The following is a 26,654-nucleotide window of genomic DNA, read 5'->3' as shown; positions in this document are numbered from 1 at the left end:
ATGTTCGATTTTTTTTGGAATCTCGGCTCATTTATTTTAGCGCTGGGCATTTTAGTTACAGTACATGAATACGGCCACTTTTGGGTGGCGCGTAAAGCCGGCGTTAAAGTGCTGCGCTTTTCTATCGGCTTTGGTAAACCATTGCTAAAATGGCGTGATAAATACGATACCGAGTACGTTATAGCAGCCATACCTTTGGGTGGTTATGTAAAAATGCTCGATGAGCGGGTTGATGAAGTACCTGCAAATCAGCGTCATTTATCGTTTAATGCTAAGTCGGTACAAGCGCGTATAGCGATTGTTGCTGCGGGGCCCGTTGCTAACTTTATATTTGCTATATTTGCACTTGCCGTTATGTATATGGTGGGTGTGCAATCAGTAAAACCTGTTGTTGGCAGTGTGGTTGAAGGCAGTCGTGCAGCGCAAGCGGGATTAATGCCGAGCCAACAAATTACTAAAATTGGTGATGATGAAATTACCACCTGGCAAGACGCAACCTTTGCGCTTATGTCGAGTTTAGGTGATAAAAGCGTTGCAGTAACTGTACGTAACGAAAACTATCAGCAGCAAACAAAAATGCTCAATTTAGACGGCTGGAAACTTGATCAGCAAGACGTGCCACCATTGAGCTCTCTAGGCATAGTACCATTTAGGCCACAAGCAACACTTAGTATTGCTGCGGTTACTAAAAGCTCTGCTGCAGAGCTGGCAGGGTTAAAAATAAATGATACTATTGTGGCTGTAAATGGCGAAACAATAAGCAATTGGCAGCAATTAGTTAATCTTATTACCCAATCGGCTAACAAATCATTACAATTTAGTGTAAAAAGACAAGACACTATAAAAATAATATCGGTAATACCTCAAGCTAGGGTTAACGCTCAGGGCATAGAGCAAGGCTTTTTAGGGGTTGCACCAATAGTAGAAAAATGGCCGCAAGGTTATATAGAAACTAGACATTATGGCCCGCTCGATAGTATTGTGCGAGGTAGTAAAGAAACGTGGCGATTAATTACCCTTAGCTTTGATATGATAGGTAATTTAATTACAGGCCAGATTTCGGTTAAAAATTTAAGTGGCCCAGTAGGCATTGCCGTAGGCGCGGGGACTAGCGTAAGCTACGGTTTCGTTGCGTTTTTAAGCTTTTTAGCACTGATCAGTGTTAACTTGGGTGTATTTAATTTATTGCCCTTGCCAGTGCTTGATGGCGGACACTTAATGTATTACATAATTGAACTTTTTCGTAAAAAGCCAGTCTCTGAAAAGACACAAGAGTTTGGTTTTAAAGTGGGTGCGTTACTACTCATTTTTTTAACATGTTTCGCTTTGTTCAATGATGTATCGCGTTTGTCGTTTTAACGTGACAATGACTAATTAGAACCACGATTGTACAGCTCGTAAATTTACTTTTCGATGCTAAGCGGTAATACAGTTGTAAAGGATAAATATAATAAAATGGCTATAAAAAAACATTTGGTAGTTTCAAGTTTATTGGGTGCAAGCTTTGCAGCCCTAGGCCAAAACTCCTTTATTGTTGAAGATCTCAAAGTTGAAGGTTTACAGCGTGTAGCACTGGGTGCTGCATTAACGCATATTCCTATTAACGTGGGCGATAATGTTGATGAGTACACGATTTCAAAAACAATCAAGTCTCTCTACCGCTCAGGTCACTTTGACAATATAAAAGCGCTACGCGACGGTAATAACGTTGTTTTTAAAGTAACTGAACGCCCAACAATTAGCTTTATTGAGTTTGATGGCAATAAAGATATTAAAGATGAGCAGCTTAATCAGTCACTTGATCAGCAAAATATTCGCCAAGGCGAGCCACTAGATAAAACCGTTATTGATAATATAGAAAAAGGCTTAACTGAATTTTTCCACAGTATTGGTAAATACAACGCTAAAGTTGATATTAGTATCACTAAACTGCCGCGTAACCGGGTTAAACTTAAATTAAAATTTGATGAAGGTGATGCTGCATCAATTCGTCAAATTAACTTGGTAGGTAATGAACTTTTTTCTAATGAAGAGCTATTACAACTGGCTGAGTCGCAACAAGACTTACCTTGGTGGCAGTTTATGGGCAGCGACCGCTACCAAAAACAAACCATTGAAGGCGATTTAGAAAAAATTCGTAGCTTTTATTTAGACCGTGGTTACCTACGTTTTAACATAGACTCTACCCAAGTGTCGGTTAGCCCAGAGCGTGAGTCTGTATACGTTACAGCTAACTTAACAGAAGGGGTTAAATATAAAGTTAAAGGTTTTGACTTTATTGGTGACTTACTTGGTCGCGAAGACTTAATTAAAAGTGTTATTCCACTACGAGCGGGTGAGTTATATAACGGCTCAGTGGTTACCTCTTCAGAAGAATTTATAAAAAGCTACTTAGCGCGTTTTGGTTATGCCAATGCTGAAGTACGCACAATTCCGCAAATTGATGACGAAAATCAAGAAGTACAACTAACCTTATCGGTTAACCCTGGTAAGCGTGTTTATGTGCGCCGGATTATTGTTGGTGGTAACCAAAGTACTGCAGATGAAGTGCTGCGCCGCGAAATGACACAGCTTGAAGGCGCATGGTTATCTAACCAAAGCTTAGAGCGTTCAAAATTACAAATTCAGCGTTTACCTTATATGGAAAAAGTTGATTTTAACGTTGTGCCAGTCCCAGGTGTTGATGACCAAGTAGATGTTGATTTTACTGTAAAAGAGCAGTCGGCTGGTAGCTTTAATGCCGGCTTAGCGTATGGCTCATACCTAGGTTTACAGTTTAATATTGGTGTAACAGAATCTAACTTTTTAGGTACTGGTAATCAAATAGGCTTTAATATTAATACCTCGCGTGGTTCTGAGCGTGTGAGCGTGTCTTATACCGACCCATACTTCACGCCAGATGGCGTATCGCAAGGTAGCAGTATTTTTTACAGTAACTACGATGCAAGTAAGTTTAGTTTGATCGACTATAAGTCGAAAAGCTATGGATTGGGGACTAATATAGGCTTCCCAATTGATGCGGTTAACCGCATTAACTTTGGTGTTCGTTGGATTCAAGAAGAGCTTTCAGATATTGCAGAGTACGAGCAAACGCGTGTACTGCGTGAAACCTTCTTAGACCAAGACAACCCAGATGCAGGTTTTGACTTTACTAAATATGAGTTAAGTGCTGGCTGGTCTCGCGTTACGGTAAACCGTGGTTTATTCCCAACAGCGGGCTCACGTCAAACGCTAAACTTAACAGCAACAACGCCGAATTCTGACTTAAAATACTTTAAGTTAAACTATGATTCGCGTTTTTACTGGCCAATATCGAACGACCATCGCTGGGTGTTCTCAACCCGTGCGGCGTTAGGTTACGGTAATGGTTATGGTTCAACTAACGGCTACGACCAAGTACTGCCATTCCAAGAATACTTCCGTATTACTGAAATGGAACTACGTGGTTTTGACCGAAATACAATTTTACCACGCGCAATTGCACGTATACCGCAATCAATTCCGGGTACACCTTTACCAGACGGCTCAACCACAGGTAATATAGGCGGCTCATCTGAATTTGATGTGCTAGTACCACAAGGTCGAATTGGTGGTAATGCTAAAGCGGTAGCAGGTATGGAATTAATTGTACCTACACCGTTTTTAGATGAAGAAAATACCAGCTCAGTACGTACCAGTTTCTTTGTTGATGCTGCTAACGTATGGGATACCGAGTTTAACGTAGACCGTTACCAAAATTTAGCAGCCGATGAGCGAGCTAAATTAGATGATTACTCTGATCCAATGCGTTTTAGGGTTTCAACCGGTTTATCATTACAGTGGATCTCTCCAATGGGTCCAATGCTGATTAGTTTTGCGTATCCATTGCAAAAAGAAGAAGATGACGATACGAAGACCATCAGTTTTAATATTAGTAACAGCTTTTAAAGGAGTTTTTTGTGAATAAATTATTTAAATCAACGGCAGTAGCTGTTTTAGCAACACTTATGATGGGCACCTCGGTAAGTGCATTTGCACATAAAGTAGGTATTGTAGACATGCAAGAAATCTACAAGCAAATACCACAAATGGCTAAAATTGAGCAATCTCTACAAACTGAGTTTGCAGAGCGCCGTCAAGAGTTAGAAAAGCTACAAGGCGATATTCGCTTTGAAGCTGAAAAGTTCAAGCGTGAAAGTACCACTATGAGCCAAGCGCAAAAAGATAAACTGCGTGACAAAATTCAGGGTATGCAAAAAAACCTTGCTGAAGTAGGTCGTCCTCTTGAGCAAGAAATTAAAGCACGCCAAAACCAAGAGCTTGCAAAAGTGCAGGGTTTAATTATCAAAACAATTGAAGACATTGCTAAAGATGGCGACTTTGATGAAGTTAAAGTTAAAGATACAACTATTTACTTTAACCCTAAAAAAGTAACTGATCTTTCTAATAAAGTAGTTGCTGCAGTGAGTAAGAAATAATTAAGTTATGCAAAATTATACGCTTTCGCAAATAGCGGAACTTCTAAGCGCCGAGCTGCAAGGTGATGGCGCTTTAGAAATAACAAAAATAGCAACACTTGCACATGCCCGCTCAGGGCATATTGCATTTTTAGCGAATAAGAAATATCGCTCGCAACTTGAAGTGACTCAAGCCAGTGCTGTCATTGTTAGTGAAGCAGATGCTCCTTACTTTAACGGCAATAAACTAATAGTTGCAAATCCGTATGTAAGTTACGCCAAGCTTGCGCAATTAATGGATACGACGCCACGCTCTGCCGCAACAGGCATTCATCCAAGCGCGGTTGTTCACCCAAATGCGACAGTAAGTAAAAGTGCCGCTATTGGCGCTAATACGGTAATTGAAAGCAATGCGATAATTAACGATAACGTACAAATTGGTCCGAACAGTTTTATTGGTGAAGGTGTTAAAATAGGCTCAGGCACTAAGCTTTGGTCGAATGTAACTATTTATCATAATGTTGAAATTGGCTCAGATTGTTTGTTGCAAGCCAATAGCGTTATAGGTAGTGATGGTTTTGGTTATGCTAATGAGCGTGGGCAATGGATTAAAATTCCTCAGCTTGGCTCTGTTATTATTGGTGATAAAGTTGAAATTGGCGCAAGTACTACAATTGATCGTGGTGCACTTGACGATACTATTATCCATAGTAATGTAATTATTGATAACCAATGCCAAATAGCACATAACGTTGAAGTTAACTCAGGCACAGCTATTGCTGGTTGTACTGTACTTGCTGGTAGCGTCACCATAGGTAAAAACTGCCAAATTGGCGGCATGACAGCAATTAATGGTCACATGAGCGTCTGTGATGGTGTTATAATTACGGGTATGAGTATGGTGACAAAATCAATCACCGAGCCAGGTATCTATTCATCTGGTATACCTCATACTACAAACAAAGAATGGCGTAAATCAATCGCTCACTTGCGTAACCTTTCTGAAATGAAAAGCCGTATTAAAGCACTTGAGCAATTAAATAAGCCATAAACGTTGAACACTAATGAGGATGCTATTTTGGCAAACGAATTAAATAGCCTTGATATTCAAGAAATTTTAAGTTTATTACCGCATCGCTACCCGATGTTATTAGTTGATAGAGTAATTGACTTTACACCTGGCAAATCTTTGCATGCTATTAAAAATGTGACTATAAACGAACCCATTTTTACCGGGCATTTCCCAAATCAGCCAATTTTTCCGGGTGTATTAATATTAGAAGCCATGGCTCAAGCAACTGGGTTACTTGGCTTTAAAACGGTTGAAAACCGTAGCGAAAATGAATTGTATTTGTTTGCAGCTGTAGATAATGCACGTTTTAAAAAACCAGTACTTCCTGGTGATACTATGCATTTACATGTTGAGTTTTTAAAAGAACGTCGTAATTTATGGAAGTTTGCAGCAGAAGCAAAAGTCGATGGCAAGCTAGTATGTAGCGCCGAAATTATGTGTGCGAGAAGAGAGTTTTAATTGTGATTCATCCAACGGCAATAATCGAACCAGGCGCGACACTAGGCAGCAATGTTTCAGTGGGACCATATAGTTATATTGGCAATGATGTTGTCATTGGTGATAACTGTATTATTGAGTCTCATGTTGTAGTTAAAGGCCCATCAACTATCGGTTCTGGAAATCATATTTTTCAGTTTGCGTCGGTTGGTGAAGCATGCCAAGACAAAAAGTACAACAACGAACCAACATCGCTCACTATTGGTGACAATAATATTATTCGTGAATGCGTTACAATTCACCGTGGCACAATTCAAGATCAGGGCGTAACCATTATAGGTAGTAATAACCTGTTTATGGCCTATACCCATGTTGCTCATGATGCAGTGATTGGCGATAATGTTATATTTGCTAATAACGCCAGTGTTGCAGGGCATGTACATATTGGTGACTGGGTTATTCTTGCGGGCAACTCAGGTATACATCAGTTTTGTAAGGTAGGCGCACATGCATTTGTAGGCATGTATTCAGCTATTAATAAAGATGTACCACCATTTGTTACCACTATAGGTATACCTGCAGGTCCAGTTGCAATTAATACTGAGGGCATGAAACGCCGTGGTTTTCAAAGCGATGAGATAATGGCTGTACGCCGTGCTTATAAAGTATTTTATCGTAAAAGCCTAGGTGTAGATGAAGCAATTGAGTCACTTAGCGAAGATGCGCAAAAGTATCCAGCAGTACAGTTAATGATAGATTTTGTTAAAAGCTCAGAGCGCGGTATCGTACGATAAACGCCTTTTAGCTTATATAAAAAACCACCTAAGAGTAATCGATGGTGGTTTTTTATTGCTTATTATTTATAATTATTAGTGAGTAATTCAGGATCAGCTCAGGCAAGTAGCTGTAGGCTAGTTGCTAATTATATCAATTACATAAGCTATTAAATGATACTTAAAAAACTCACTGTTACTTTTATTGCTATTATCCTTGCAGGTTGTAGTAGTCAACCACTTGTAAAATCAAGCTCAGGGGAGCTGACACAGCTTGGCAAAGCATCATTTTATGCCGATAAATACCAAGGAAGAACCACCGCAAATGGCGAACGCTTTGATCAGCAAGCAGCAACGGCAGCGCATCTTAAGCTGGCCTTTGGTACTAAAGTGAAAGTAACAAACCTAGCAAATAATAAGTCGGTAATAGTGAGAATTAACGACCGAGGTCCTTATATACGCGGGCGTATTATAGATTTATCGAGCAGTATGTTTAAAAAGATAGCCGACCCTAAAGTCGGCGTTATTGATGTGCAAGTTACCGTAATAGATAAAGCGAATTAAAAACGGATAGTAAGTGACGTGTAAGCAGGATCGCTAAGTAATTGCTGATGGGTGCCTTGTGCTATTACGCGCCCATCCTCTAACCAAATAATATTATCCATATGCTCAAGCAGGGCTGGATCATGGGTAATAGTAAGTACACTGGCGTTACTCATAACTTGCATAATGGCATGCATTACACTTTGTTTAGATTGATTATCTAGCCCTTCTGTTGGCTCATCAAGCACTAAAATAGCGGGGTTTTGCAATAAAGCCTGCGCAATCGCAATCCGCCTCGACTGACCTTGTGACACATTACGCCCGCCGGTACCTAAGCGAGTATTTAACCCCGATTTTAACTCAGTAAACCACGGGCTAAGTTGTGCATGCGCTAGTGCATCTAGCATTTGCGCTTTAGTTGCATTAGGCGCTGCATAGCATAGGTTTTCTTTTAAAGTGCCATCAAAAATATGATGCTGTTGAGCCAAAATATTAATTAACCTTGCTCGGTTATCATTACTTAATAAATGCAAATCAACGCAGTTGCCTTGCTCACTCAAGGTAATATTGCCTTGTTGCAGTGGCCATAAACCGGTGAGTAAGTTAACTAAGGTGGTTTTACCGCTGCCGCTTCTACCAACAATGGCCACTTTTTGCTGCGGCTTTAGCTCAAAACTCACGTCATTTAATGCTGGGTGTTTATCGTAACAATAACTAATGTTCTTAAGTGTTAGTGAGGGATTTTGCAAAGCCAAATTATTATTTATAGCGGCATCATATTGCGTATTAGCATTTACGGCTTTATCTTCAAGCGTAAATAAACGTTCAGCTGCTTTTAACACATTTGGTAATTCAATAAACGCATTTGGCAGGAGTAACACACTCTCAAAGCTGGCGAGCACAAATAGGCTTAGCATTGCCAGCTCAACATTAACCATGGCATTACTGTAAACCAGGGGCGCTATGGTCACAATACTTGCGATCATGGCCAGTTGTACAACTAATAAGCTTAAACCATCGGTATTAGCCAGCGCCTTGTGGCGAATAAACAGTTGCTGATTATACTGCTCGCTTAAATCATCGCACTTAGCAATTTGCTGCTCCCGAGCTTGGTAAATACTCAGTTCTCTAAGGCCGGTTAAAGTATCGGAAAGCTCAGAGCGCAGCTGTGCACTTAACTGTGTTTCTTTGTGGCTGTTTTTATTTAATTTAGCGCTAAGAAAAGCAGGTAAAACGACGCCAATCAGAACAATGCCAGTAAAACAAATAAGTGCGACATCGGCGTTGTATGCCGACATAAACAGCATAATAATAGGCACGCTTAATAGCGCAACTAACATAGGTAATAATACGTTTAAGTAAAACTTATCTAGCGCGTCTACATCGTTTTGGAGCCGATTAACTAAATCGGCGCTGCGGCTCATTGCTAAGTCAACATTATTGAGTTTACTGAGGGTAGAGAACACACTAACGCGAATTTCACTTAGCATTAAAAACGTAGCATTGTGAGTTACTAAGCGTTCCCCATACCGTGATGCGGTGCGTACAATCGCTAAAAAGCGAATAGTACCCGCTGGAGTAAAGTAATTCATTTGTGTACCGGCAATACCGGCTGCCGCCATTGAGGCTAAAAACCAGCCCGATATAGCCAGTAACCCCACATTAGCAAGTACTGTAATTGTGGCTAAAAAGGTACCCAACAACATAGCTTTGTAGTGAGGACGGCACAGTTTTAGTAAGCGAATAAAATTATGCATGAACTGCTCCTTGCTGTGCTGTTTGCAGTAAAGTGGCAAACTCACCATCTTCAGCCGCTAAGCTATTAAAGCAACCTTGCTGAGCTATCTTGCCATTGTGCATTACAATAAGTTGCTCAGCATTTTTGACAGTATTGAGCCGATGGGCAATAACTAGCACTAAATTATTTTTTGCATAATCAGCTATAGCATGTTGAATAACTTGTTCGGTTTCGCTATCAAGGTGCGCAGTAGGTTCGTCAAGTACCAATACAGGTGCTTGTTTTATAAAAGCACGCGCAAGGGCAATGCGTTGCTTTTGACCACCAGAAAGTCCCTCACCTTGCTCGCCAATTAAAGTATTAAAACCATCAGGCAGTGCCTTTATAAAGCCCAAAGCGCCTGCTTGCTTTGCTGCATGCTCAAGCTCTTGTTGCGTTGCATTAGGCTTTGCTAATTTAATATTGGCAGCAATAGTGTCGTAAAATAACGTGGCTGATTGCGGTATCCACGCAATGTGGCTTTGTAATTGCCCAATATGTGCAGTACTTAAAATTTGCTGATTAATACTTATATGCTTAATGACCTCGGGGTGAAACCCCAATAAACAATCAAACAGGGTACTTTTACCCGAGCCACTGGCACCAACAACGGCAATTAACCCTTTGTTGGGTAGAGATAAGTTTATATTTTTTATTCCTTCGTCACTATTTGGGTAGGTAAAGCTAAGGTTATTAACTGTAATTGAGCTAATAGTAGCGCTAATTTTGTCAGTAGTATGTTCGCTTTGTTGCTCAGGCAATGGGGCATTTAAAATTATTAGCATGTCGGCGGCGGCACTTATACCTTGCAAGCGCGCATGATAGTGGCTGCCTAATTGACGCAGTGGCAAATAAAATTCAGGCGCTAACAGTAAAACCACAAAACCAGTGGCAAAATCAAGTGTGCCAAAAAACAATCTAAAACCAATAATAACCGCCACTAAGGCCACACTAATGGTTGCTAAAAACTCCAATGCAAATGATGATAAAAAAGCAATTTTTAATACGCTAAGTGTTGCGTGTCTAAAGTCATCAGATATTTTAGCAATTTGTTTTAGCTCTAAGCGAGTGGCGTTAAATAGTTTAAGTTGGGTAAGCCCTTGTACGCGATCAAAAAAGTAATTCCCTAATACCGCCAGTTGTTGCCAACGTTGTTGATTAAGCGCTTCGGCTTTTGAGCCAACTAAAATCATAAAAAAAGGAATAAGCGGCGCAGTTAATAAAAATATTAGCCCAGCTTTGTAATCTGTCGGAAAAATAACGATTAATATAGCCAGCGGAATAAGCGCACTGTAGGCAACGCCAGGTAGGTACTTAGCATAATAATCGTGTAGCGCTTCTACACCATTGTGCAATGTATTGAGGGTAGCACCTTGGCCATGCTGCTCTACATAGCTTGGCCCAAGCAGGCTGAGCTTATTAAGTAGGGTTTGGCGCATTGCCGACTTTATTTTAAGTGCAGCATAAGCGCTAAAGCGTTCACTTAGTGTTAAAAATACCGCGCGCAGTAAAATAATACCGGCCAAAGGCCATAATAAGTAGGTGATTTCAGCCAAACTATACTGTTCAAAAATTACATTATGAATAGCTTGAGCAAGTAAATAAGCACCTGCAATCATGAGTAATGCGTTAACAGTACCCAGTGCAATGCTTAGCTTTAATAGCATTGCAGCGGGTTTACTTTGACGCTTTAAAAAAGCGCGCAAAGACTGCTGTTGCGCGCGATCAGGGCGGGTGTTAGTCGTCATTTTTAGTTGTGTTAGTCTCTTTTAATAAATCATGCATTACTTGCTCGTCATCAGCAATACTGTCTTTATTTTGCTGAAACTCATACCACATTACATTTATTACACCTAGGGTACAGGCTAAAAGTACACCTAAAATCCAAGCGAAATACCACATAGTTTAGTCTCCTTAGTAGCTACCGTGAGGGTTGTTTTCTATTTCTTCTACCGTAACGCGGCGCCACATTTTTACGTAACACCAGGTGGTGTAAGATAAAATAATTGGCACAAAAATAACTACGGCAACAAACATAACGTTAAGCGTCATATGGCTCGACACCGCATCCCAAATAGTTAAACTAATATTTGGGTTATTACTCGATGGCATAATAAAGGGGAACAGTGATACGCCTGCCGTCATAATAATGCCTATTAACATTAAGCTAGTTGAAGCAAGCCCTAATGCGGGTTTATTTAATTTAGAGAACAACAATGCACTGAGTGCCATTGCAAACGCTAAAATAGGGAAGGTCATAGTCCAAGGGCGCTCACTGTAATTAGTTAGCCAAGCACCTTGCGCAGTTGTAACTACTTTTGCCAGTGGGTCGGCATGGCTTTGTGTATCCGGCATAGATACAATTTGATAACCCGTTAAATTAGCAACCCAAAAACCAGCTGCTGCAAATAGCACAATAAATAGAATAAGTGCATAACGACCATATTGCCCTGAGCGCTCTGCAACTAAGCTAGCAGTACGCAATTGTAGCCACATACCTGCATGAGCTATTAACATAGTAATACTAATTACACCTACTAACAGTGCAAATGGGTTAAGTAGTGCAAAAAACGAACCTTGGTAACTTACTCGTAAAAAATTATCAATGCTAAAAGGCACACCTAAAAAGAGGTTACCAAAGGCCACACCAAATACTAATGCAGGAATGGCACTGCCAGCAAATAGGCCCCAGTCCCAGTTATTACGCCAGCGTTTTGAATCTACTTTACTGCGGTAATCAAACCCAAGTGGTCTAAAAAATAATGCAAACAATACCAGCATCATAGCAAAATAAAAGCCTGAAAAAGCCGCTGCATATACCATAGGCCACGCGGCAAATAGTGCACCACCGGCGGTAATAAACCATACTTGGTTGCCATCCCAATGCGGGCCAATAGTATTAATAACGGTGCGGCGCTCTGAATCAGTTTTACCCACTAGGCGCAGCAGCATAGCAACGCCCATATCCATGCCGTCGGTAATTGCAAAGCCAATTAGCAGTATGCCTATGATCAACCACCACAGCATTTTTAATGTTTCATAATCAAAAATCATGATTGCTCTCCTTTACCTTCAGTGGTGTTATTAGGTAGTTCAAAGTGATACTTACCGGTATGTAGTGAGCTTGGGCCTTGCTTAATAAAGCGTAGCATTAACCAACCTTCAACAATGGCTAAGCCGGTATAAAATACAATAAACCCAGTTAAGCTAATTAAAATATCGTTTACCGTTAGCGTAGAAGTTGCTAAAAAGGTTGGTAATATTTCAGAAATAGCCCAAGGCTGGCGACCATATTCGGCCACAATCCAACCAAATTCAATGGCTATCCACGGCAGTGGAATACTTAAAACAGTAGCCCATAATAGCCAACGTTTTTGCTCAATAACTCGCTGCGCGTTATAGTAAAAAGCAAGAATAAACACACCCAGCATTAATACGCCACAGCCAACCATAATACGAAAAGACCAAAACATTGGGCCCACTTTAGGAAAAGAGTCTTTAACTGCTTTTTGAATTTGCTCTTCTGTGGCATCTACTACATCAGATGTATAACGCTTCAGTAATAGGCCGTAGCCTAAATCGTCTTTTAGGGTGTTAAATTTAGCGACGTTTTCAGGCGTGTCATCACCAGCGCGCAGTTTTACTAGGTATTCGTACGCAATCATACCGTTACGAATTCGCACTTCGTGTTGTTTTTCTAGATCGTTAATACCGGTCACTTGCTCATCGAGCGAGCGAGTTGCAATAAGCCCTAATGCATACGGGATTTTTACAGCGCCGTGAGTTACCTGCTTTTCTGAATCTGGGAAACCTATAAGTGTAAACGCTGCTGGGGCTTCTTCGGTATGCCATTCTGCTTCAATGGTGGCCAGTTTTACTTTTTGCACTTCGCCTACTTCATAACCCGATTCATCGCCGAGCAAAATAACACAAAAAATAGAGGCTAAACCAAAGCCAGAGGCGACTGAAAACGAGCGTTTAGCAAAGGCTAAGTCGCGTCCTTTTAAAATATAATAACCACTAATACCGAGCACAAACATAGATGCAGCAACATAACCTGCAGATACAGTATGAATAAATTTAACCTGTGCTACAGGGTTAAATACCAGCTCTGCAAAGCTGGTCATTTCCATGCGCATGGTTTGGTAATTAAACTCGGCACCTACTGGGTTTTGCATCCAGCCGTTGGCAATTAAAATCCATAACGCCGACATGTTAGTACCAATTGCCATTAAAAAGGTAGCACCTAAGTGCTGGCGTTTAGAGAGCCGGTCCCAACCTAAAAAGAACATACCCACAAAAGTTGATTCTAAAAAGAATGCCATTAACCCTTCAATTGCTAATGGAGCCCCAAAAACATCACCTACGTAATGGGAATAATAAGACCAGTTGGTACCAAACTCAAACTCCATAGTAAGACCCGTAGCCACACCAATTGCAAAGTTAATACCAAACAATTTCCCCCAAAACTTAGTCATATCGCGATAAATTTCACGACCGGTCATAACATAAACCGATTCCATAATAACTAAGATCCAAGTCATACCTATAGTTAAAGGTACAAATAAGAAGTGAAAGAGGGCGGTAACAGCGAACTGCAATCGCGATAGATCCACAAAGGTTTCATCTATCATGTTTAGCTCCTAAATATGTGATGTAGTTACAGCACAAAGCAATAATTTGACGGGTGCTTTGGTTTTATAAGGTTTCAGTAATTACTGAAAGTTGCGTTAGTATTTACTTTTGACCATTTGAAGTCAATATTTATATTAGTAAAACTCAATATAAGCGGTTAGTGCTTAATCAGTATCAAAAGCATACAGTACCTGGGCTATTTTTAGCAAATTTAAGCACTTAGTTTTAAGCATTTAATCCAATACGAAAACGCGGTAAACTAGGTTCAATTAACGCCCAGAGCCTGTTAACCCATAAAGGCAAACAGGCCCTAGTTTACGTGTGAAAAAATCAAATGAATAAAGAGCAAAAACAACTACGAATTGGTATTGTGGCAGGTGAACTGTCGGGCGATATTTTAGGTGAAGGCTTAATTAAAGCACTTAAAAAGCATTTTCCCGATGCGATTTTTGAAGGTATAGCGGGCCCTAAAATGCAGGCGCAAGGCTGTAACACGCTTTACGACATGGATGAATTGTCGGTAATGGGGTTGGTTGAAGTATTAGGGCGCCTACCACGCTTACTTAAAATACGTAAACAACTGGTGCAACATTTTATTGATAACCCACCCGATGTATTTATTGGCATAGATGCGCCCGATTTTAACTTGCGCGTAGAAAAACCCCTTAAAGACGCTGGAATTAAAACAGTACAATACGTAAGCCCCTCGGTTTGGGCATGGCGAGAAAAACGCATTCATACCATAAGTGCTGCTACTAACTTAGTGCTTGCATTATTACCGTTTGAAAAAGAATTTTACGACAAGCACCAAGTACCTTGTACATTTGTAGGGCACACATTAGCAGACGATATAGCGCTTGAGCACGACGATAGCAAAGCCCGCAAAGAGCTAGGTTTAAGCCCAGATGATAAAGTACTTGCCCTGCTACCTGGTAGTCGCGGCTCAGAAGTAGGCTTATTAAGCGAAACCTATATTAAAACAGCCGTGCAGTTACAAGCGCAAAACCCAGCACTTAAAATTGTGGTGCCATTGGTTAACGCCAAACGCAAAGCGCAGTTTACTGAAATTTTAAATGCTACTGCGCCAACGCTTAAAATTAGTTTGCTGGATGGACAATCAAAACAAGCTATGCAAGCAGCCGATGCTATTTTATTAGCGTCGGGTACTGCCACGCTTGAGGGCATGCTGTATAAAAAGCCCATGGTAGTGGGTTATAAAATTAAACCACTGAGCTATTGGATTTTTAAAACCTTATTTACCTTTAATATAAAGTATTTTTCATTGCCGAATTTATTGGCCGATGAAGAACTCGTACCCGAGTTTTTGCAAAGTGAGTGCAATGTAGCTAATTTAACGCAAGCACTTACGCCTATGCTAAATACCGATAACCAAGCATTAAAAGCACGCTTTTTAGCGATCCACAAAAAAATTAGGTTAAATGCCAGCGAACAAGCAGCCAATGCTGTAGCGGAGTTAATAAATGCAAATTGAACGACCCAATGTAGCCCTTATTGCCGGTGTTGACGAAGTAGGGCGTGGCCCCCTTGTTGGCGACGTAGTTACTGCTGCCGTTATTTTAGATCCCTCAAAGCCTATTGCAGGTTTAGCAGATTCAAAAAAATTAACGGATAAAAAACGCCAAGCGCTTGCCATTGAAATTCAAGAAAAAGCATTGTGTTACGCGTATGGTCGTTGCAGCCCAACAGAGATTGATGAACTAAATATTCTGCACGCCACTATGCTTGCCATGACTCGCGCAGTAGAGGGGCTAAGCACGCAACCTGAATTTGTATTTATAGATGGCAACCGCCTACCTAAGTTAACCATGCCAGCGCAAGCAATAGTAAAAGGCGACAGCTTAGTAGCCGAAATTTCAGCCGCTTCTATTTTAGCTAAAGTAGCGCGCGACAACGAAATGGTAGAGCTAGATAAACGCCACCCAGAATATGGTTTTGCAGGGCATAAAGGCTATCCAACCAAAGCGCATTTTGCAGCACTTGAGCAATATGGCGCAATAAAGGAGCATCGTAAAAGCTTTAAACCAGTGCAACGTGTATTAGCGCAAGCCAAGGGTGAGGCGTAAACATGGCAGCTCCAGATTTTGTTCACTTAAGAGTTCACTCTGATTTTTCGATGGTTGATGGCCTTGCCAAAACCAAGCCAATTGTAGCCAAAGCACAAGAACTACAAATGCCGGCAATTGCTATTACCGACCAAATGAACTTATGTGGCTTAGTGCGCTTTTACGAAACAGCCCACAGCACAGGTATAAAACCTATAGTGGGTGCTGACTTTTGGCTACGCAGCCCTGAGTTTGAAAACGAGCCAAGCCGCATTACTATTTTAGCAAAAGACAATCAAGGTTATAAAAACCTCACTTTATTAATATCTAAAGCATATCAGCGCGGACATGTATTTCATCGCCCGGTGATTGATCGTGATTGGCTAATAGAACTTAAAGCCGGGTTAATAATACTCTCTGGTGCAAAAGACGGTGATTTAGGTAAAGCGTTATTAAAAAATAATCCGAGTGTTATTGAATCGGTTGTTAGTTTTTATAAACAGCATTTTAGTGATAACTACTACCTTGAACTGGTTCGAACTAATCGACCGCTTGAAGAAGATTATTTACACATGGCGGTAGAGCTTGCTGCTAAAGAGCAATTACCCGTTGTGGCCACTAACGAAGTGGTGTTTTTAAAACCAGAAAACTTTGAAGCACACGAAATTCGCGTGGCTATTTTTGATGGTTATACACTGGATGATAAACGCCGCCCTAAACGATTTTCAGAAGAGCAATACTTAAAAACGCCAGAGCAAATGGCTGAGTTATTTAGCGACATTCCAGAGGCATTACAAAACACCGTAGAAATAGCCAAACGCTGTAATGTAACGGTGCAACTTGGTACTTACTTTTTACCAGATTATCCGACCGGCTCACTTAAAATTGAAGACTTTTTAGTTAAGGTGTCACAAGACGGTCTTGAAGAGCGATTACAGTTTTTATTTCCTGATGAGCAAGAGCGTAAAGAAAAACGCGTTGAATACGATGAGCGCCTAGATATAGAGCTTGGTGTAATTAACGAAATGGGATTCCCAGGTTATTTCTTAATCGTAATGGAATTTATTCAGTGGAGCAAAGATAACAATATTCCAGTTGGCCCTGGGCGTGGGTCAGGTGCAGGATCACTGGTAGCCTACGCGCTTAAAATTACCGACCTTGATCCATTGGAATTTGACTTGCTGTTTGAGCGGTTTTTGAACCCAGAACGTATTTCAATGCCCGATTTCGACGTCGATTTTTGTATGGATAGGCGCGATGAGGTGATTGATCATGTATCGGCCTTGTATGGGCGTAACGCGGTATCGCAAATTATTACCTTTGGAACCATGGCGGCAAAAGCGGTAATACGCGATGTTGGCCGAGTATTAGGTCACCCGTACGGTTTTGTTGATCGTATTTCAAAAATGATCCCAGGCGATCCTGGGATGACACTTGCCAAGGCATTTGATATAGAGCCACGCTTGCAAGAAGCCTACGATGGCGACAATGAAGTAAAAGATTTAATCGACATGTGTCGCATTCTCGAAGGGTGTACACGTAACGCCGGTAAACATGCGGGTGGGGTAGTAATATCGCCCACCACAATTACCGACTTTGCTGCTCTTTATTGCGATGACGAAGGTAAGTTTCCGGTTACTCAGTTTGATAAAAACGATGTAGAAACTGCCGGTTTAGTTAAGTTTGACTTTTTAGGCTTACGCACGCTGACTATATTGCAGTGGGCGCTCGACATGACCAACGAGCGCTTAGCGCGCACCGGTAAAGAACCAGTAGATATTAATACTATTCCGTTGGATGATAAAAAGAGTATTGAGTTACTACTGCGCGCCGAAACGACTGCGGTGTTTCAGCTAGAATCACGGGGCATGAAAGACTTAGTAAGGCGCTTAAAGCCCGACAGCTTTGAAGATATGATTGCTTTAGTAGCCTTGTTTCGACCCGGTCCGCTGCAATCGGGCATGGTAGATAACTTTATCGACCGAAAATTAGGCCGCGAAGAAATCTCATACCCCGATGCGCAGTATCAGCACGAAAGCTTAAAACCTATTTTAGAGCCAACCTACGGCATTATTTTGTATCAAGAACAAGTAATGCAAATAGCCCAAGTATTAGCAGGCTATACACTAGGCGGCGCCGATATGCTGCGCCGTGCTATGGGTAAGAAAAAGCCCGAAGAAATGGCAAAACAGCGTTCAACATTTGAAGATGGTGCGCGAAATAACGGCATTGACGGCGAACTAGCAATTAAGATCTTCGATCTGGTAGAAAAGTTCGCAGGTTATGGTTTTAATAAATCGCACTCCGCTGCGTATGCATTAGTGTCGTATCAAACACTGTGGATGAAAACCCATCATCCAGCAGAGTTTATGGCTGCGGTAATGTCGGCCGATATGGATAATACCGACAAAATAGTTATTTTGGTGGATGAATGTGAAAACATGAAACTCACCTTGCTCCCGCCTGATGTGAATGCAGGCGAGTTCAAATTTACTGTAAACCTGCAAGGCGAAATTGTTTACGGTATTGGTGCTATTAAAGGAGTAGGTGAAGCCCCTGTAGAGGCTATTTTAGAAGCGCGCGCTAAGGGCGGACCATTTAAAGATTTATTTGATTTTTGTGCCCGTGTTGATTTAAAACGCTTAAATAAACGTGTAACCGAAAAACTTATTTATTCAGGGGCACTTGATCAGCTAGGCCCTGAAAAAACTCAATCAGGGCGCGCCACGTTATTGGCAAGCTTAAAAAGTGCCATGCGCGCCGCCGATCAGCACAATAAAGCAGAGTTATTAGGGCAAAGTGATTTATTTGGCTTATTAGCCACTGAACCCGATGAAGTAGAGCAAGCCTTTATTAAAGCCACAGGACTCACCGATAACGAATGGCTCGATGGCGAAAAAGAAACTCTTGGTCTTTATTTAACCGGTCATCCAATAAATCAATATCGCCGCGAGCTAAAATATTATACCAGTGGTAAATTGGTCGATTTACAGCCTACTAATCGCGATGTAGTATCTACAGCTGCAGGGCTTGTAATTTCGGCCAGAGTGCTTATTAATAAAAAAGGAAATAGGTGGGCATTAATAACTTTAGATGACAAGAGCGCCCGCATTGATGTACGCTTATATTCAGATGAGTTTGAAAAATACCAAGATATGCTCCAAGTTAATAATATTTTGGTGATATCTGGACAGGTCAGCTTTGATAACTTCTCTGGTGGTATTACAATGACCGCCAGAGAAATAAACACCATTGCTCAAGCGCGTGAAAAACGTATTAAAGCGATTAAAATGACGCTGAACATGGTGCAAGTCGAGGCAGGTTTCTTCGATAAATTACAAAAAGTACTCGAACCATATAAAATGGGAACGTGTCCGATCAAGGTTTATTACCAACGCCCAGATGCATTGGCGCAATTAACCCTAGGGATCGAATGGTGTGTTACGCCAAGTGACGACTTAATTCATAAGTTATCGCTAATGGCAGCGCAAGATGTAGAACTAGAATTTAACTAATTAGGTAGTTTAGAGCATGAGCCTCAATTATCTTGATTTTGAGCTTCCGATTGCAGAATTAGAAGTGAAAATTGAAGAATTACAAAATGTAAGCCGCGCTGGCGAATTAGACCTTGAATTAGAAGAGGAAGTCAGCAAGCTAAAAGAGAAAAGCGACCGATTAAAAGAGAAAATATTCTCTGAACTTGGCGCTTGGCAAGTATCACAGCTGGCACGTCATCCGTTGCGTCCTTATACTCGAGATTATATCGAGCGTATTTTTACGGAGTTTGACGAGTTTGCAGGTGATCGTACTTTTGCTAATGATCCGGCAATTTTAGGTGGTATAGCGCGTTTAGATGGCGAACCAGTAATGGTTATTGGCCAACAAAAAGGCCGTGGTACCGCTGAAAAAATTAAACGTAACTTTGGTATGCCAAAGCCTGAAGGATACCGTAAAGCATTGCGCTTAATGGAAATGGCTGAGCGTTTTAAAATGCCAATTATGACCTTTATCGACACCCCTGGAGCTTATCCTGGTGTGGGTGCTGAAGAGCGTGGCCAGTCAGAAGCTATCGCCCGTAACCTTAAAGTAATGGCCTCTTTAAAAGTGCCAACTATTTGTACGGTTATTGGTGAAGGTGGATCGGGTGGTGCGTTAGCAATTGGTGTTGGCGATCGTGTTAACATGTTGCAATACAGTACTTACTCAGTAATTTCTCCTGAAGGGTGTGCGTCTATTTTATGGAAAAGCGCCGATAAAGCCCCACTTGCAGCTGAAGCTATGGGTGTAACTGCTAAGCGAGTTAAAGAGTTAGACCTAATTAACAACTTAGTAGATGAGCCATTAGGTGGAGCGCACCGTAATTATGATGCTATGGCACGTAATTTAAAAGTGCGATTAAAGCGTGACTTAGCCGACCTACAAGCACTTTCGCTTGAAGAGATGCTTGATCAGCGCTACAAACGCTTAATGTCGTTTGGTTATTGCTCTTAAATTCTTTTAATAATTAGCAATAAATATTTAAAAAAGCCGCTTATGCGGTTTTTTTGTTTTAAAATGGCTAAAATCAAGTACCTAAAACTTAGGGTCTGTTTATCTTTCAAGGTTAAATTTACAGCAGTGTGTTTGGTATTTAGGCAAGGCAGAGCCTATGTGGTGTGGTTATTCCCCATAAATAGGCGATAACGTAGGATCAATGCCAAACATGCGCTGCCCGAAGGGTTCTACCTAGGGGCGATTGACTCTTTGTTGCTCGGTTTTTACTTAGCCCACTAGGTTACAAACCTCGCGCCGTGATTAAATCGCCCCTAGTTTGAATAAATTTTAATCCGCAAAGGTCAACAGACCCTAGTATTTTAAAATTATTGGCTAAATTATCTGGAGCTCAGGTTAAATTAATGCACACATCGCTTATTTATCAACAAGTAAAACAATCATTGGGTCAATATATTGAGCAAGGTCATAGGGTGTTTACTGTGGCACTTTCTGGTGGCGTTGATTCTGTGGTGTTACTGCATTTAATGCATGCTTTACGAGTGCAGGATCCTGCACTGCAAGTTTCTGCTATTTATATACACCATGGTTTGAGCCAGTATGCCGACGACTGGCAGGTTTTTTGTCAAACCCTGTGCAATGAGCTAAATGTGCCATTTCAAACGGCTAAAGTAAATATAAAGCAGCAGTCACGCACGAGCCTAGAGGCGCAAGCGCGCGATGCTCGTTACCAAGCATTAGATGAGCTAAGTCCACATGGCAGCATTATTTTACTTGGGCAACATTTAAACGACCAAATAGAAACCTTTTTACTGCGCTTAAAACGTGGCTCGGGTTTAAAAGGTTTAGGTGCAATGCAGCGCGAGCGCACTTTAACCAGCGGCCGATTATGTTTCAGGCCGCTGTTAGCGGTAAAACGCAGTGATATAGAAGCCTTTGCGGCGCAATATGCACTTAACCATGTTACCGATGATTCTAATACTGATGAGCGCTTTGAGCGTAATTTTATGCGCCAGCAAGTTGTGCCAATATTAGCAGCGCGCTTTAATGGTTTTGAACAATGTACCGCTCGCAGTATTAGTTTACTGCAGCAGCAACACGCTTTACTCAACGAATATACTCACATTGATTTAACGCAATGTGTTAATTCTCAGCAGGCGTTAAATATAAGTGCTATTGCCAAATTTACTCCGATTAGAACAGCCAATGTAGTACGTGCATGGCTAGAGCTATTTACTCATGTATTACCATCGCAAAAGCAGCTGGAGCAAATAATTAATCAGGCTATTGCAGCTAAAACCGATGCACAAATGCTTATTGAGCTTAGTGGTGGACAAATACGCCGCCATCAAGGGCATTTATATTTTGTTGTACCAAGTACGCAAATATTAAACAACACACTAATTACTCGCAGTGAGTTAAAGCTTGCCGATGGTCGCTTACTAAAAAAACACAGTGGCGTAGGAGTCAGAGCGCCAACTGCAGATGAGCAAGTAAGCGTGCGTTTTAATTGTAATAGTGCGCGCATCAAACCTTTAAAAAAACCAGGAAGTAATACGCTCAAGCATTGGTTTAAAGATGCAAAAGTGGCTCCTTGGCTGCGTGCTAATGTGCCGTTAATTTTTTATAATGATGACCTAGTACAAGTGGTAGGCTATTTTATAAGTGCTAACCATAGTGATGAAAACGGTATTTATTGGGAGTGTAAATAATGAGTAAGGAGCCGCATGTAGGCTTATCGTTAGTAAATAAAGCACCACAAGGTATGCTAATTACAGCGGTTATTGCTGTGCTTGCTAATTATTTTTTAACGCTTGATGTAGTGACATTAGGCTGCGCTATAGCGGGTGGAATAGTGTGCGCTAGTATTTTACTGGCTTATTGGTTAGGTAAAGGTGGGCTGTTTTTTATTTTAGGAGTGAGTGTACCGCTGTTGTTAGTGTTATTTACGCCACTTGCTAGTATTGCTGCATTACTTAATTTACTCAGTGGTTTCTTTTTTGGTTTTTGCATTGCGTTGGTTATGTATAAATTTTTATCGGCAAAGTTGCTCCCTAAGTAGGTAGACTTATTAAAACTACTTAGGCAGCAATAAAAAGCCTAGCGGGGGAAGCTAGGCTTTTTATTTACAACAATATTAACCGCTGTACTTAATATGCTTTGGCGCAATTTCGTCCCGCTGCTTTGGCTTTATATAAACCCTTATCAGCTCGCGAAAAAACATCGTTTTCGGTGTCTTGGCTACTCGCTAAAGTAAAGCCAATACTAGTAGTAACTGAGTACTGCGCCATTATTTTTGAGTTTTTAACGCGTTGCATAATGCGCTCAGCTATTACTTTATTAGTAGTAAACTCAGGATCTTCAATGAGTATTGCAAATTCATCGCCACCAAATCTAAATACAGAGTCAGTGCCTCGAATAGAGCCATTAAGTACTAAGGCAAATTCTTTAAGTACATCGTCACCTACTTTATGACCAAAATTATCGTTTACTTGCTTAAAACTGTCTAAATCAAGCAACATTAAACTAAATGGGCGCTGGTAGCGGCGGCAGTTTTCAAGCTTTTGCAGTAAGGTGTCATTAAATTGACTTCTATTGCTTAGCCCAGTTAATGCATCTTTTGTGGCAAGTTTTAATACCCGGTTATACATTATCGCATTACGTAAAGGGTAGAGCAGCGCACTATGAAAATATTGTAGTTTTTTTTCTATGGCCACACTCAGTGGGTATTTACTAAAGTATATTAGTTGCCCTAAATTATCATTTTCGACAATTAAATCAAAAGTATAAGAAAGCGTATCAATATCGCAATCAGGCGTTTGCACTGTACCTAGCGCAGACTTGAACTGTATACCTGAAAAATTTAGCAGTTGTTTTGCAAATTTTGCATAAATAGCTAATATATCTTCGAGTATTAAACTGGTTTGTAATTTTGCAGCTAGCTCTTGCGTTGCTGCCGGTTCATTTTTACGATAATGCTCAGCCGAAAACGGCAAAAACTCTCCGCGTCCAGCAATACGTTGTGTCAATATATGCACATTTTCCATTGATTTATTTCCCCCGAGTATATGATCTTATAATACCAAGCGAATTTTATGCCACATTTAAAAACTGGCCGATAAATTGGTGATTGCTATAGTTAAGCATGGCTGTTTTTATAAGTAACGAGGTAATATTTGCAAAATATTAATACTCAAATTTTTACTTTATTAGTCGCTGCTGTCTTATTTGTATGGATTTTTAAGCGCGTAGGGCTGCCTCCTATATTGGCTTATTTAGCAACAGGGGTTTTGGCGGGTAGTCACAGTGTTGGCTGGATGACGCAAACTCACGAAATGGATTTAGTAGCTGAACTAGGTATAGTATTTTTATTATTTAGTTTGGGGCTCGAGTTTTCTATTTCGCGCCTAATGGCAATGCGCAATATAGTATTTGGCTTAGGATCATTGCAGGTTGTAGTAACCAGTACAGTGCTTATTGTGATTTTATATTGCTTAAACTTTAGTTTGCTCACCAGTTTTACAATTGGCGTTATTATGATGCTGTCCTCAACTGCTGTGGTTGTTAAGCTATTAAAAGAAAACGGAGAGTTAAATAAACGCCGTGGGCAGCTCGCCATTGGAGTGCTTTTATTGCAAGACATTGCGGTTGTGCCTTTACTGATTATTTTACCTTTATTAGCCGCTACCGGATCGCAAAGTATTAGCTGGGCGTTAGCAGTAGCACTCACGAAAGGGGCGTTTGTTTGTTTACTACTTTGGGCTATAGGTAAATGGATTTTGCCTAAAGTATTTAATGAAATTGCGTTAGTACGTACCGACGAGCTATTTATGCTTACCACTTTGCTGGTGGCTTTATTTGCTGCCTTACTCACCTACTCATTTGGTTTATCTATGGCACTGGGCGCTTTTTTAGCAGGCATGATGCTAGGAGAAAGCCATTATCGGCATCAGCTTGAGGCAGATATTAGGCCATTTAGAGATATTTTAATGGGGTTGTTTTTTGTCACTGTCGGCATGCAGCTCAATGTAATGTATGTGCTTAATAATAGCTTACTTATTATTGGCGCATTAGTTGGGTTATTAGTATTAAAAATAGCGGTAATGGCAATAAGTGCTCAGCTAATGGGCGAGCGAAAACAAGACGCGCTAGCATGTGCATTTATGCTATGGCAAATGGGGGAGTTTGGTTTTGTACTTATAGCGCTAGGCGCTCAGCATCAGTTACTAACTAATCAGCAAGTATCGTTTTTAATTGCTTTAGGGGTGCTTTCTATGGCGCTTACGCCCTTTTTAATTGATAAAACACCTTTTATTTTAAAGCGTATTGGCGTGCTAGATCGTGCAAGCCAAGCGTGGGAAAGTGAACCTAAAAGCAGCACACTGTATAGTGATCATGTCATTATTTGTGGCTTTTCACGGGTGGGGCAAACGGTTGCACGTTTTTTAAAACCAGAAGCCATTGATTATATAGCAATAGAAAGTAATCCAATTTTAGTTCAAGAAGGTAAAGCGGCTGGTGAGCCTATATTATTTGGCCATGTTAAACAAAAAGATATTTTAAAATGTGCGGGAGTAGAGCGAGCACGTTTAGTCATTATTACCTTTACTGAGTTTGAGCAAACGCAAATAGTAATAGATGCAATCAAGCAAGTTGCCCCAGAGGTAAAAATACTAATAAGAACCAAAGACGACAGTCAGCTGGAGCGTTTAAAAGAACTGGGGGTTACCGAAGTTGTGCCAGAAACCCTTGAAGCTAGCTTAATGTTGGTTTCGCATGTTTTGTCTATGTCGGGGGTACCAATGAGCCGTATTATTCGCCGTGTTAGCACCGAAAGGCATAACCGTTATCAATTATTGCAACGCTTTTTTACCGGTGAGTACCTTGATGTAGACGAAGGCGCGCATGAACGCCTTGAATACTTGCATGTAATAGCGCTACCCGATAAAGCTTTTGCGGTTAATAAAAGTATTGCGGGCTTAATTTAGCAAAACGAAAAGTGTCTATAAAAGCACTGCGCAGACAAAATAATGAAATAGACAATCCATCAGATCACACTATATTACTAGCCAACGATATTTTAATACTGCAAGGTAAACCAAGGCGCGTAGAGCGAGTAGAGCATTATTTATTTGATGGTATTGAGTAAGTTACTTAGATGATGCAGGGCGAGCATGCATCAGCGCCCTAATCTAGCTCTAAAAACTTACGTATTTCAGGTAGCTTTTTCATGCCATCCTCATAACCAATTTGTATTAAATGTTGGGTATAACGTTTTTCAAATAATAAATAGCTGGTTAAACTCGATTGCGAATGTTTTTTAACCCCTATGATCCTAAGCAACACTTTAATTGCCCATGGCATATCGTCGTAGTACTGCGCGGCAATAGCATTAAAGTTTTGTGATGGGTTGATCACGCAAGTTTCTATGCGCTTAAGTTCTTGGTGTTTATCGCGAGCTGGCAGCAAGCCTAAGGTGCGGTTAATTCGCTCTAGCCGTTCTAAGTCAGATTGCATAGTGTCGGTAAACACGCTGTCGAGTAAATGCCCTGCGACCGAAGACAGCCCAGGGTAATGAGCTGAGTAACCCACAGGATGTAACTCTTTAGGCTGCTCAACACCAATAATGAATATTTTTTCAGCGCCTAAATGTATTGATGGGCTTAGAGGCGATAACTGATGTATAGAGCCATCACCAAAGTAATGGTTATAAATATTTACACTAGGAAACACCATAGGAATGGCGCTCGAAGCCATTAAATGCTCAACATTAATACGCGTAGCGCGGCCCTCACGTTTAGCGCGTTGCCATGGTAGGCGTGTATTAGATTGATAAAACGCCACCGAATCACCAGTAGTATAACTAGAGGCGGTAATCGAAAGCGCTTCTAAGTAATTGTGATGTAAATTGCGTTCAATGCGATGTAAATCTAATATTTCGTTTAATAATTTACGCAGTGGCCGATTGTTTAATAAACTCGCAGGCGGATGATTTATATGTTCTGACTGAAAACTGGTTAAAATATTACGAGTAATATGACCAAATACACTTAAAAAATCACTTTTATACACCATAGAAGTAGAAAAGTTCTTCCATACAGACTCGAGCTTTCTAACTGCTAAGTGCGCGCAGGAGGCATAGCAAGCTAGCGCCGCAGAGTTTATAGCCCCAGCAGATGTACCATTTATTACTCTAAATGGCAGAGGCGCTGTTCTAGGCATGCTATGAGCTAATGCTTTAAGTACGCCTACTTGATAAGCAGCGCGTGCGCCACCCCCTGTTAATAGAAGGGCAACTTTGGGTTTGTTAGGATCAACTTGCTTGATTTTCATATAAGGGACTAAACTGTTCTACGTCTTTACTTTATTTATTTACTTTAAGTCTTTAAGCTAGAAGAATCAAAGGATACCTTAGCTGCTTTTAAT

Annotated in this window: 20 protein-coding genes and 1 pseudogene; 14 read left to right on the top strand and 7 right to left on the bottom strand. The window is 40.8% G+C overall.

Annotated elements, in window-relative coordinates; genetic code table 11:
* The 7 genes from rseP (at nucleotide 1) to RB215_RS09920 (ending at nucleotide 7,283) form a co-directional block, all read left to right on the top strand.
* Nucleotides 1-1,359, top strand: a complete 1,359-nt coding sequence (gene rseP / locus RB215_RS09950) for a sigma E protease regulator RseP (protein ID WP_192531577.1) — start codon at nucleotides 1-3, stop codon at nucleotides 1,357-1,359.
* 96 nt (nucleotides 1,360-1,455) lie between these two features.
* Nucleotides 1,456-3,927 (top strand): outer membrane protein assembly factor BamA, encoded by a 2,472-nt coding sequence (gene bamA / locus RB215_RS09945; protein WP_011328686.1) that lies wholly within the window; start codon nucleotides 1,456-1,458, stop codon nucleotides 3,925-3,927.
* An 11-nt stretch (nucleotides 3,928-3,938) separates the two neighbouring features.
* Nucleotides 3,939-4,457 (top strand): OmpH family outer membrane protein, encoded by a 519-nt coding sequence (locus RB215_RS09940; protein ID WP_041454497.1) that lies wholly within the window; start codon nucleotides 3,939-3,941, stop codon nucleotides 4,455-4,457.
* A 7-nt stretch (nucleotides 4,458-4,464) separates the two neighbouring features.
* Nucleotides 4,465-5,487 (top strand): UDP-3-O-(3-hydroxymyristoyl)glucosamine N-acyltransferase, encoded by a 1,023-nt coding sequence (gene lpxD / locus RB215_RS09935; RefSeq protein WP_011328684.1) that lies wholly within the window; start codon nucleotides 4,465-4,467, stop codon nucleotides 5,485-5,487.
* Between the two features lie 27 nt (nucleotides 5,488-5,514).
* The gene (gene fabZ / locus RB215_RS09930; RefSeq protein WP_011328683.1) at nucleotides 5,515-5,967 is read left to right on the top strand and encodes a 3-hydroxyacyl-ACP dehydratase FabZ; all 453 of its coding nucleotides are present in this window, start codon (nucleotides 5,515-5,517) and stop codon (nucleotides 5,965-5,967) included.
* A gap of 2 nt (nucleotides 5,968-5,969) precedes the next feature.
* Nucleotides 5,970-6,740: an acyl-ACP--UDP-N-acetylglucosamine O-acyltransferase gene (lpxA, locus tag RB215_RS09925; protein WP_011328682.1), complete on the top strand. Its 771-nt coding sequence runs from the start codon at nucleotides 5,970-5,972 to the stop codon at nucleotides 6,738-6,740.
* 153 nt (nucleotides 6,741-6,893) lie between these two features.
* Complete coding sequence (locus RB215_RS09920) at nucleotides 6,894-7,283, top strand: septal ring lytic transglycosylase RlpA family protein (protein WP_089368555.1); 390 nt, start codon at nucleotides 6,894-6,896, stop codon at nucleotides 7,281-7,283.
* Here the strand turns inward: RB215_RS09920 and cydC are convergent.
* From cydC to RB215_RS09895, 5 genes are read right to left on the bottom strand one after another with little or no spacing between them, the layout of a single operon-like run.
* A complete protein-coding gene (gene cydC / locus RB215_RS09915; RefSeq protein ID WP_309216304.1) occupies nucleotides 7,280-9,019 on the bottom strand; it encodes a thiol reductant ABC exporter subunit CydC in 1,740 nt (579 codons plus the stop codon). The two genes, RB215_RS09920 and cydC, sit on opposite strands and share 4 nt — an antisense overlap.
* On the bottom strand, nucleotides 9,012-10,787 hold the full coding sequence (cydD, locus tag RB215_RS09910; protein ID WP_086995287.1) for a thiol reductant ABC exporter subunit CydD: 1,776 nt from the start codon (nucleotides 10,785-10,787) through the stop codon (nucleotides 9,012-9,014). The genes cydC and cydD overlap by 8 nt, the downstream gene beginning before the upstream one ends.
* Complete coding sequence (cydX, locus tag RB215_RS09905; RefSeq protein ID WP_011328678.1) at nucleotides 10,777-10,941, bottom strand: cytochrome bd-I oxidase subunit CydX; 165 nt, start codon at nucleotides 10,939-10,941, stop codon at nucleotides 10,777-10,779. Before cydX ends, cydD begins: the two co-directional genes overlap by 11 nt.
* 12 nt (nucleotides 10,942-10,953) lie before the next feature.
* Nucleotides 10,954-12,093 carry a cytochrome d ubiquinol oxidase subunit II gene (gene cydB, locus RB215_RS09900; RefSeq protein WP_011328677.1) on the bottom strand — a complete coding sequence of 380 codons (1,140 nt, stop codon included), beginning with the start codon at nucleotides 12,091-12,093 and terminating at the stop codon, nucleotides 10,954-10,956.
* Nucleotides 12,090-13,673: a cytochrome ubiquinol oxidase subunit I gene (locus RB215_RS09895; protein WP_309216302.1), complete on the bottom strand. Its 1,584-nt coding sequence runs from the start codon at nucleotides 13,671-13,673 to the stop codon at nucleotides 12,090-12,092. Before RB215_RS09895 ends, cydB begins: the two co-directional genes overlap by 4 nt.
* Nucleotides 13,674-14,008: 335 nt before the next feature.
* Here RB215_RS09895 and lpxB point away from each other — a divergent pair, with 335 nt between their 5' ends.
* The 6 genes from lpxB to RB215_RS09865 all read left to right on the top strand — a co-directional run bounded on the left by lpxB (nucleotide 14,009) and on the right by RB215_RS09865 (nucleotide 22,290).
* Nucleotides 14,009-15,166 carry a lipid-A-disaccharide synthase gene (lpxB, locus tag RB215_RS09890; protein WP_309216300.1) on the top strand — a complete coding sequence of 386 codons (1,158 nt, stop codon included), beginning with the start codon at nucleotides 14,009-14,011 and terminating at the stop codon, nucleotides 15,164-15,166.
* The gene (gene rnhB, locus RB215_RS09885; RefSeq protein WP_011328674.1) at nucleotides 15,156-15,758 is read left to right on the top strand and encodes a ribonuclease HII; all 603 of its coding nucleotides are present in this window, start codon (nucleotides 15,156-15,158) and stop codon (nucleotides 15,756-15,758) included. Before lpxB ends, rnhB begins: the two co-directional genes overlap by 11 nt.
* A 2-nt stretch (nucleotides 15,759-15,760) precedes the next feature.
* Nucleotides 15,761-19,252 (top strand): DNA polymerase III subunit alpha, encoded by a 3,492-nt coding sequence (gene dnaE, locus RB215_RS09880; RefSeq protein WP_011328673.1) that lies wholly within the window; start codon nucleotides 15,761-15,763, stop codon nucleotides 19,250-19,252.
* A 16-nt stretch (nucleotides 19,253-19,268) separates the two neighbouring features.
* Nucleotides 19,269-20,228 carry an acetyl-CoA carboxylase carboxyl transferase subunit alpha gene (gene accA, locus RB215_RS09875; RefSeq protein ID WP_011328672.1) on the top strand — a complete coding sequence of 320 codons (960 nt, stop codon included), beginning with the start codon at nucleotides 19,269-19,271 and terminating at the stop codon, nucleotides 20,226-20,228.
* A 404-nt stretch (nucleotides 20,229-20,632) separates the two neighbouring features.
* Nucleotides 20,633-21,940, top strand: a complete 1,308-nt coding sequence (tilS, locus tag RB215_RS09870) for a tRNA lysidine(34) synthetase TilS (protein WP_309216298.1) — start codon at nucleotides 20,633-20,635, stop codon at nucleotides 21,938-21,940.
* On the top strand, nucleotides 21,940-22,290 hold the full coding sequence (locus RB215_RS09865) for a hypothetical protein (protein WP_182677449.1): 351 nt from the start codon (nucleotides 21,940-21,942) through the stop codon (nucleotides 22,288-22,290). Before tilS ends, RB215_RS09865 begins: the two co-directional genes overlap by 1 nt.
* Before the next feature lie 88 nt (nucleotides 22,291-22,378).
* Here RB215_RS09865 and RB215_RS09860 read toward each other — a convergent pair whose 3' ends face one another.
* Nucleotides 22,379-23,275 carry a GGDEF domain-containing protein gene (locus RB215_RS09860; RefSeq protein WP_309216297.1) on the bottom strand — a complete coding sequence of 299 codons (897 nt, stop codon included), beginning with the start codon at nucleotides 23,273-23,275 and terminating at the stop codon, nucleotides 22,379-22,381.
* Nucleotides 23,276-23,404: 129 nt separating this feature from the next.
* Between RB215_RS09860 and RB215_RS09855 the strand changes: the two are divergent.
* Nucleotides 23,405-25,377: pseudogene (locus RB215_RS09855) on the top strand (cation:proton antiporter).
* A gap of 38 nt (nucleotides 25,378-25,415) precedes the next feature.
* Here the strand turns inward: RB215_RS09855 and RB215_RS09850 are convergent.
* Entirely contained in the window at nucleotides 25,416-26,561 is a 1,146-nt protein-coding gene (locus RB215_RS09850; protein WP_011328667.1) for a patatin-like phospholipase family protein, read from the bottom strand.
* Between the last annotated feature and the right edge of the window lie 93 nt (nucleotides 26,562-26,654).

Source organism: Pseudoalteromonas sp. HL-AS2 (assembly GCF_031198805.1).
Taxonomy (GTDB): Bacteria; Pseudomonadota; Gammaproteobacteria; order Enterobacterales; family Alteromonadaceae; genus Pseudoalteromonas; species Pseudoalteromonas nigrifaciens.
Note: the sequence above shows the minus strand (reverse complement) of the source record. Positions and strands in the feature narration are given on the sequence as shown.

Bases quoted from the DNA above. Each gene is read 5' to 3' on its own strand.
- dnaE (WP_011328673.1), top strand. From the start codon at position 15,761: ATGGCAGCTCCAGATTTTGTTCACTTAAGAGTTCACTCTGATTTTTCG.
- RB215_RS09895 (WP_309216302.1), bottom strand. From the start codon at position 13,673: ATGATAGATGAAACCTTTGTGGATCTATCGCGATTGCAGTTCGCTGTT.
- tilS (WP_309216298.1), top strand. From the start codon at position 20,633: ATGCACACATCGCTTATTTATCAACAAGTAAAACAATCATTGGGTCAA.
- accA (WP_011328672.1), top strand. From the start codon at position 19,269: ATGAGCCTCAATTATCTTGATTTTGAGCTTCCGATTGCAGAATTAGAA.
- cydD (WP_086995287.1), bottom strand. From the start codon at position 10,787: ATGACGACTAACACCCGCCCTGATCGCGCGCAACAGCAGTCTTTGCGC.
- lpxD (WP_011328684.1), top strand. From the start codon at position 4,465: ATGCAAAATTATACGCTTTCGCAAATAGCGGAACTTCTAAGCGCCGAG.
- lpxB (WP_309216300.1), top strand. From the start codon at position 14,009: ATGAATAAAGAGCAAAAACAACTACGAATTGGTATTGTGGCAGGTGAA.
- RB215_RS09865 (WP_182677449.1), top strand. From the start codon at position 21,940: ATGAGTAAGGAGCCGCATGTAGGCTTATCGTTAGTAAATAAAGCACCA.
- RB215_RS09860 (WP_309216297.1), bottom strand. From the start codon at position 23,275: ATGGAAAATGTGCATATATTGACACAACGTATTGCTGGACGCGGAGAG.
- rnhB (WP_011328674.1), top strand. From the start codon at position 15,156: ATGCAAATTGAACGACCCAATGTAGCCCTTATTGCCGGTGTTGACGAA.
- rseP (WP_192531577.1), top strand. From the start codon at position 1: ATGTTCGATTTTTTTTGGAATCTCGGCTCATTTATTTTAGCGCTGGGC.
- cydX (WP_011328678.1), bottom strand. From the start codon at position 10,941: ATGTGGTATTTCGCTTGGATTTTAGGTGTACTTTTAGCCTGTACCCTA.
- RB215_RS09850 (WP_011328667.1), bottom strand. From the start codon at position 26,561: ATGAAAATCAAGCAAGTTGATCCTAACAAACCCAAAGTTGCCCTTCTA.
- cydC (WP_309216304.1), bottom strand. From the start codon at position 9,019: ATGCATAATTTTATTCGCTTACTAAAACTGTGCCGTCCTCACTACAAA.
- cydB (WP_011328677.1), bottom strand. From the start codon at position 12,093: ATGATTTTTGATTATGAAACATTAAAAATGCTGTGGTGGTTGATCATA.
- RB215_RS09920 (WP_089368555.1), top strand. From the start codon at position 6,894: ATGATACTTAAAAAACTCACTGTTACTTTTATTGCTATTATCCTTGCA.
- bamA (WP_011328686.1), top strand. From the start codon at position 1,456: ATGGCTATAAAAAAACATTTGGTAGTTTCAAGTTTATTGGGTGCAAGC.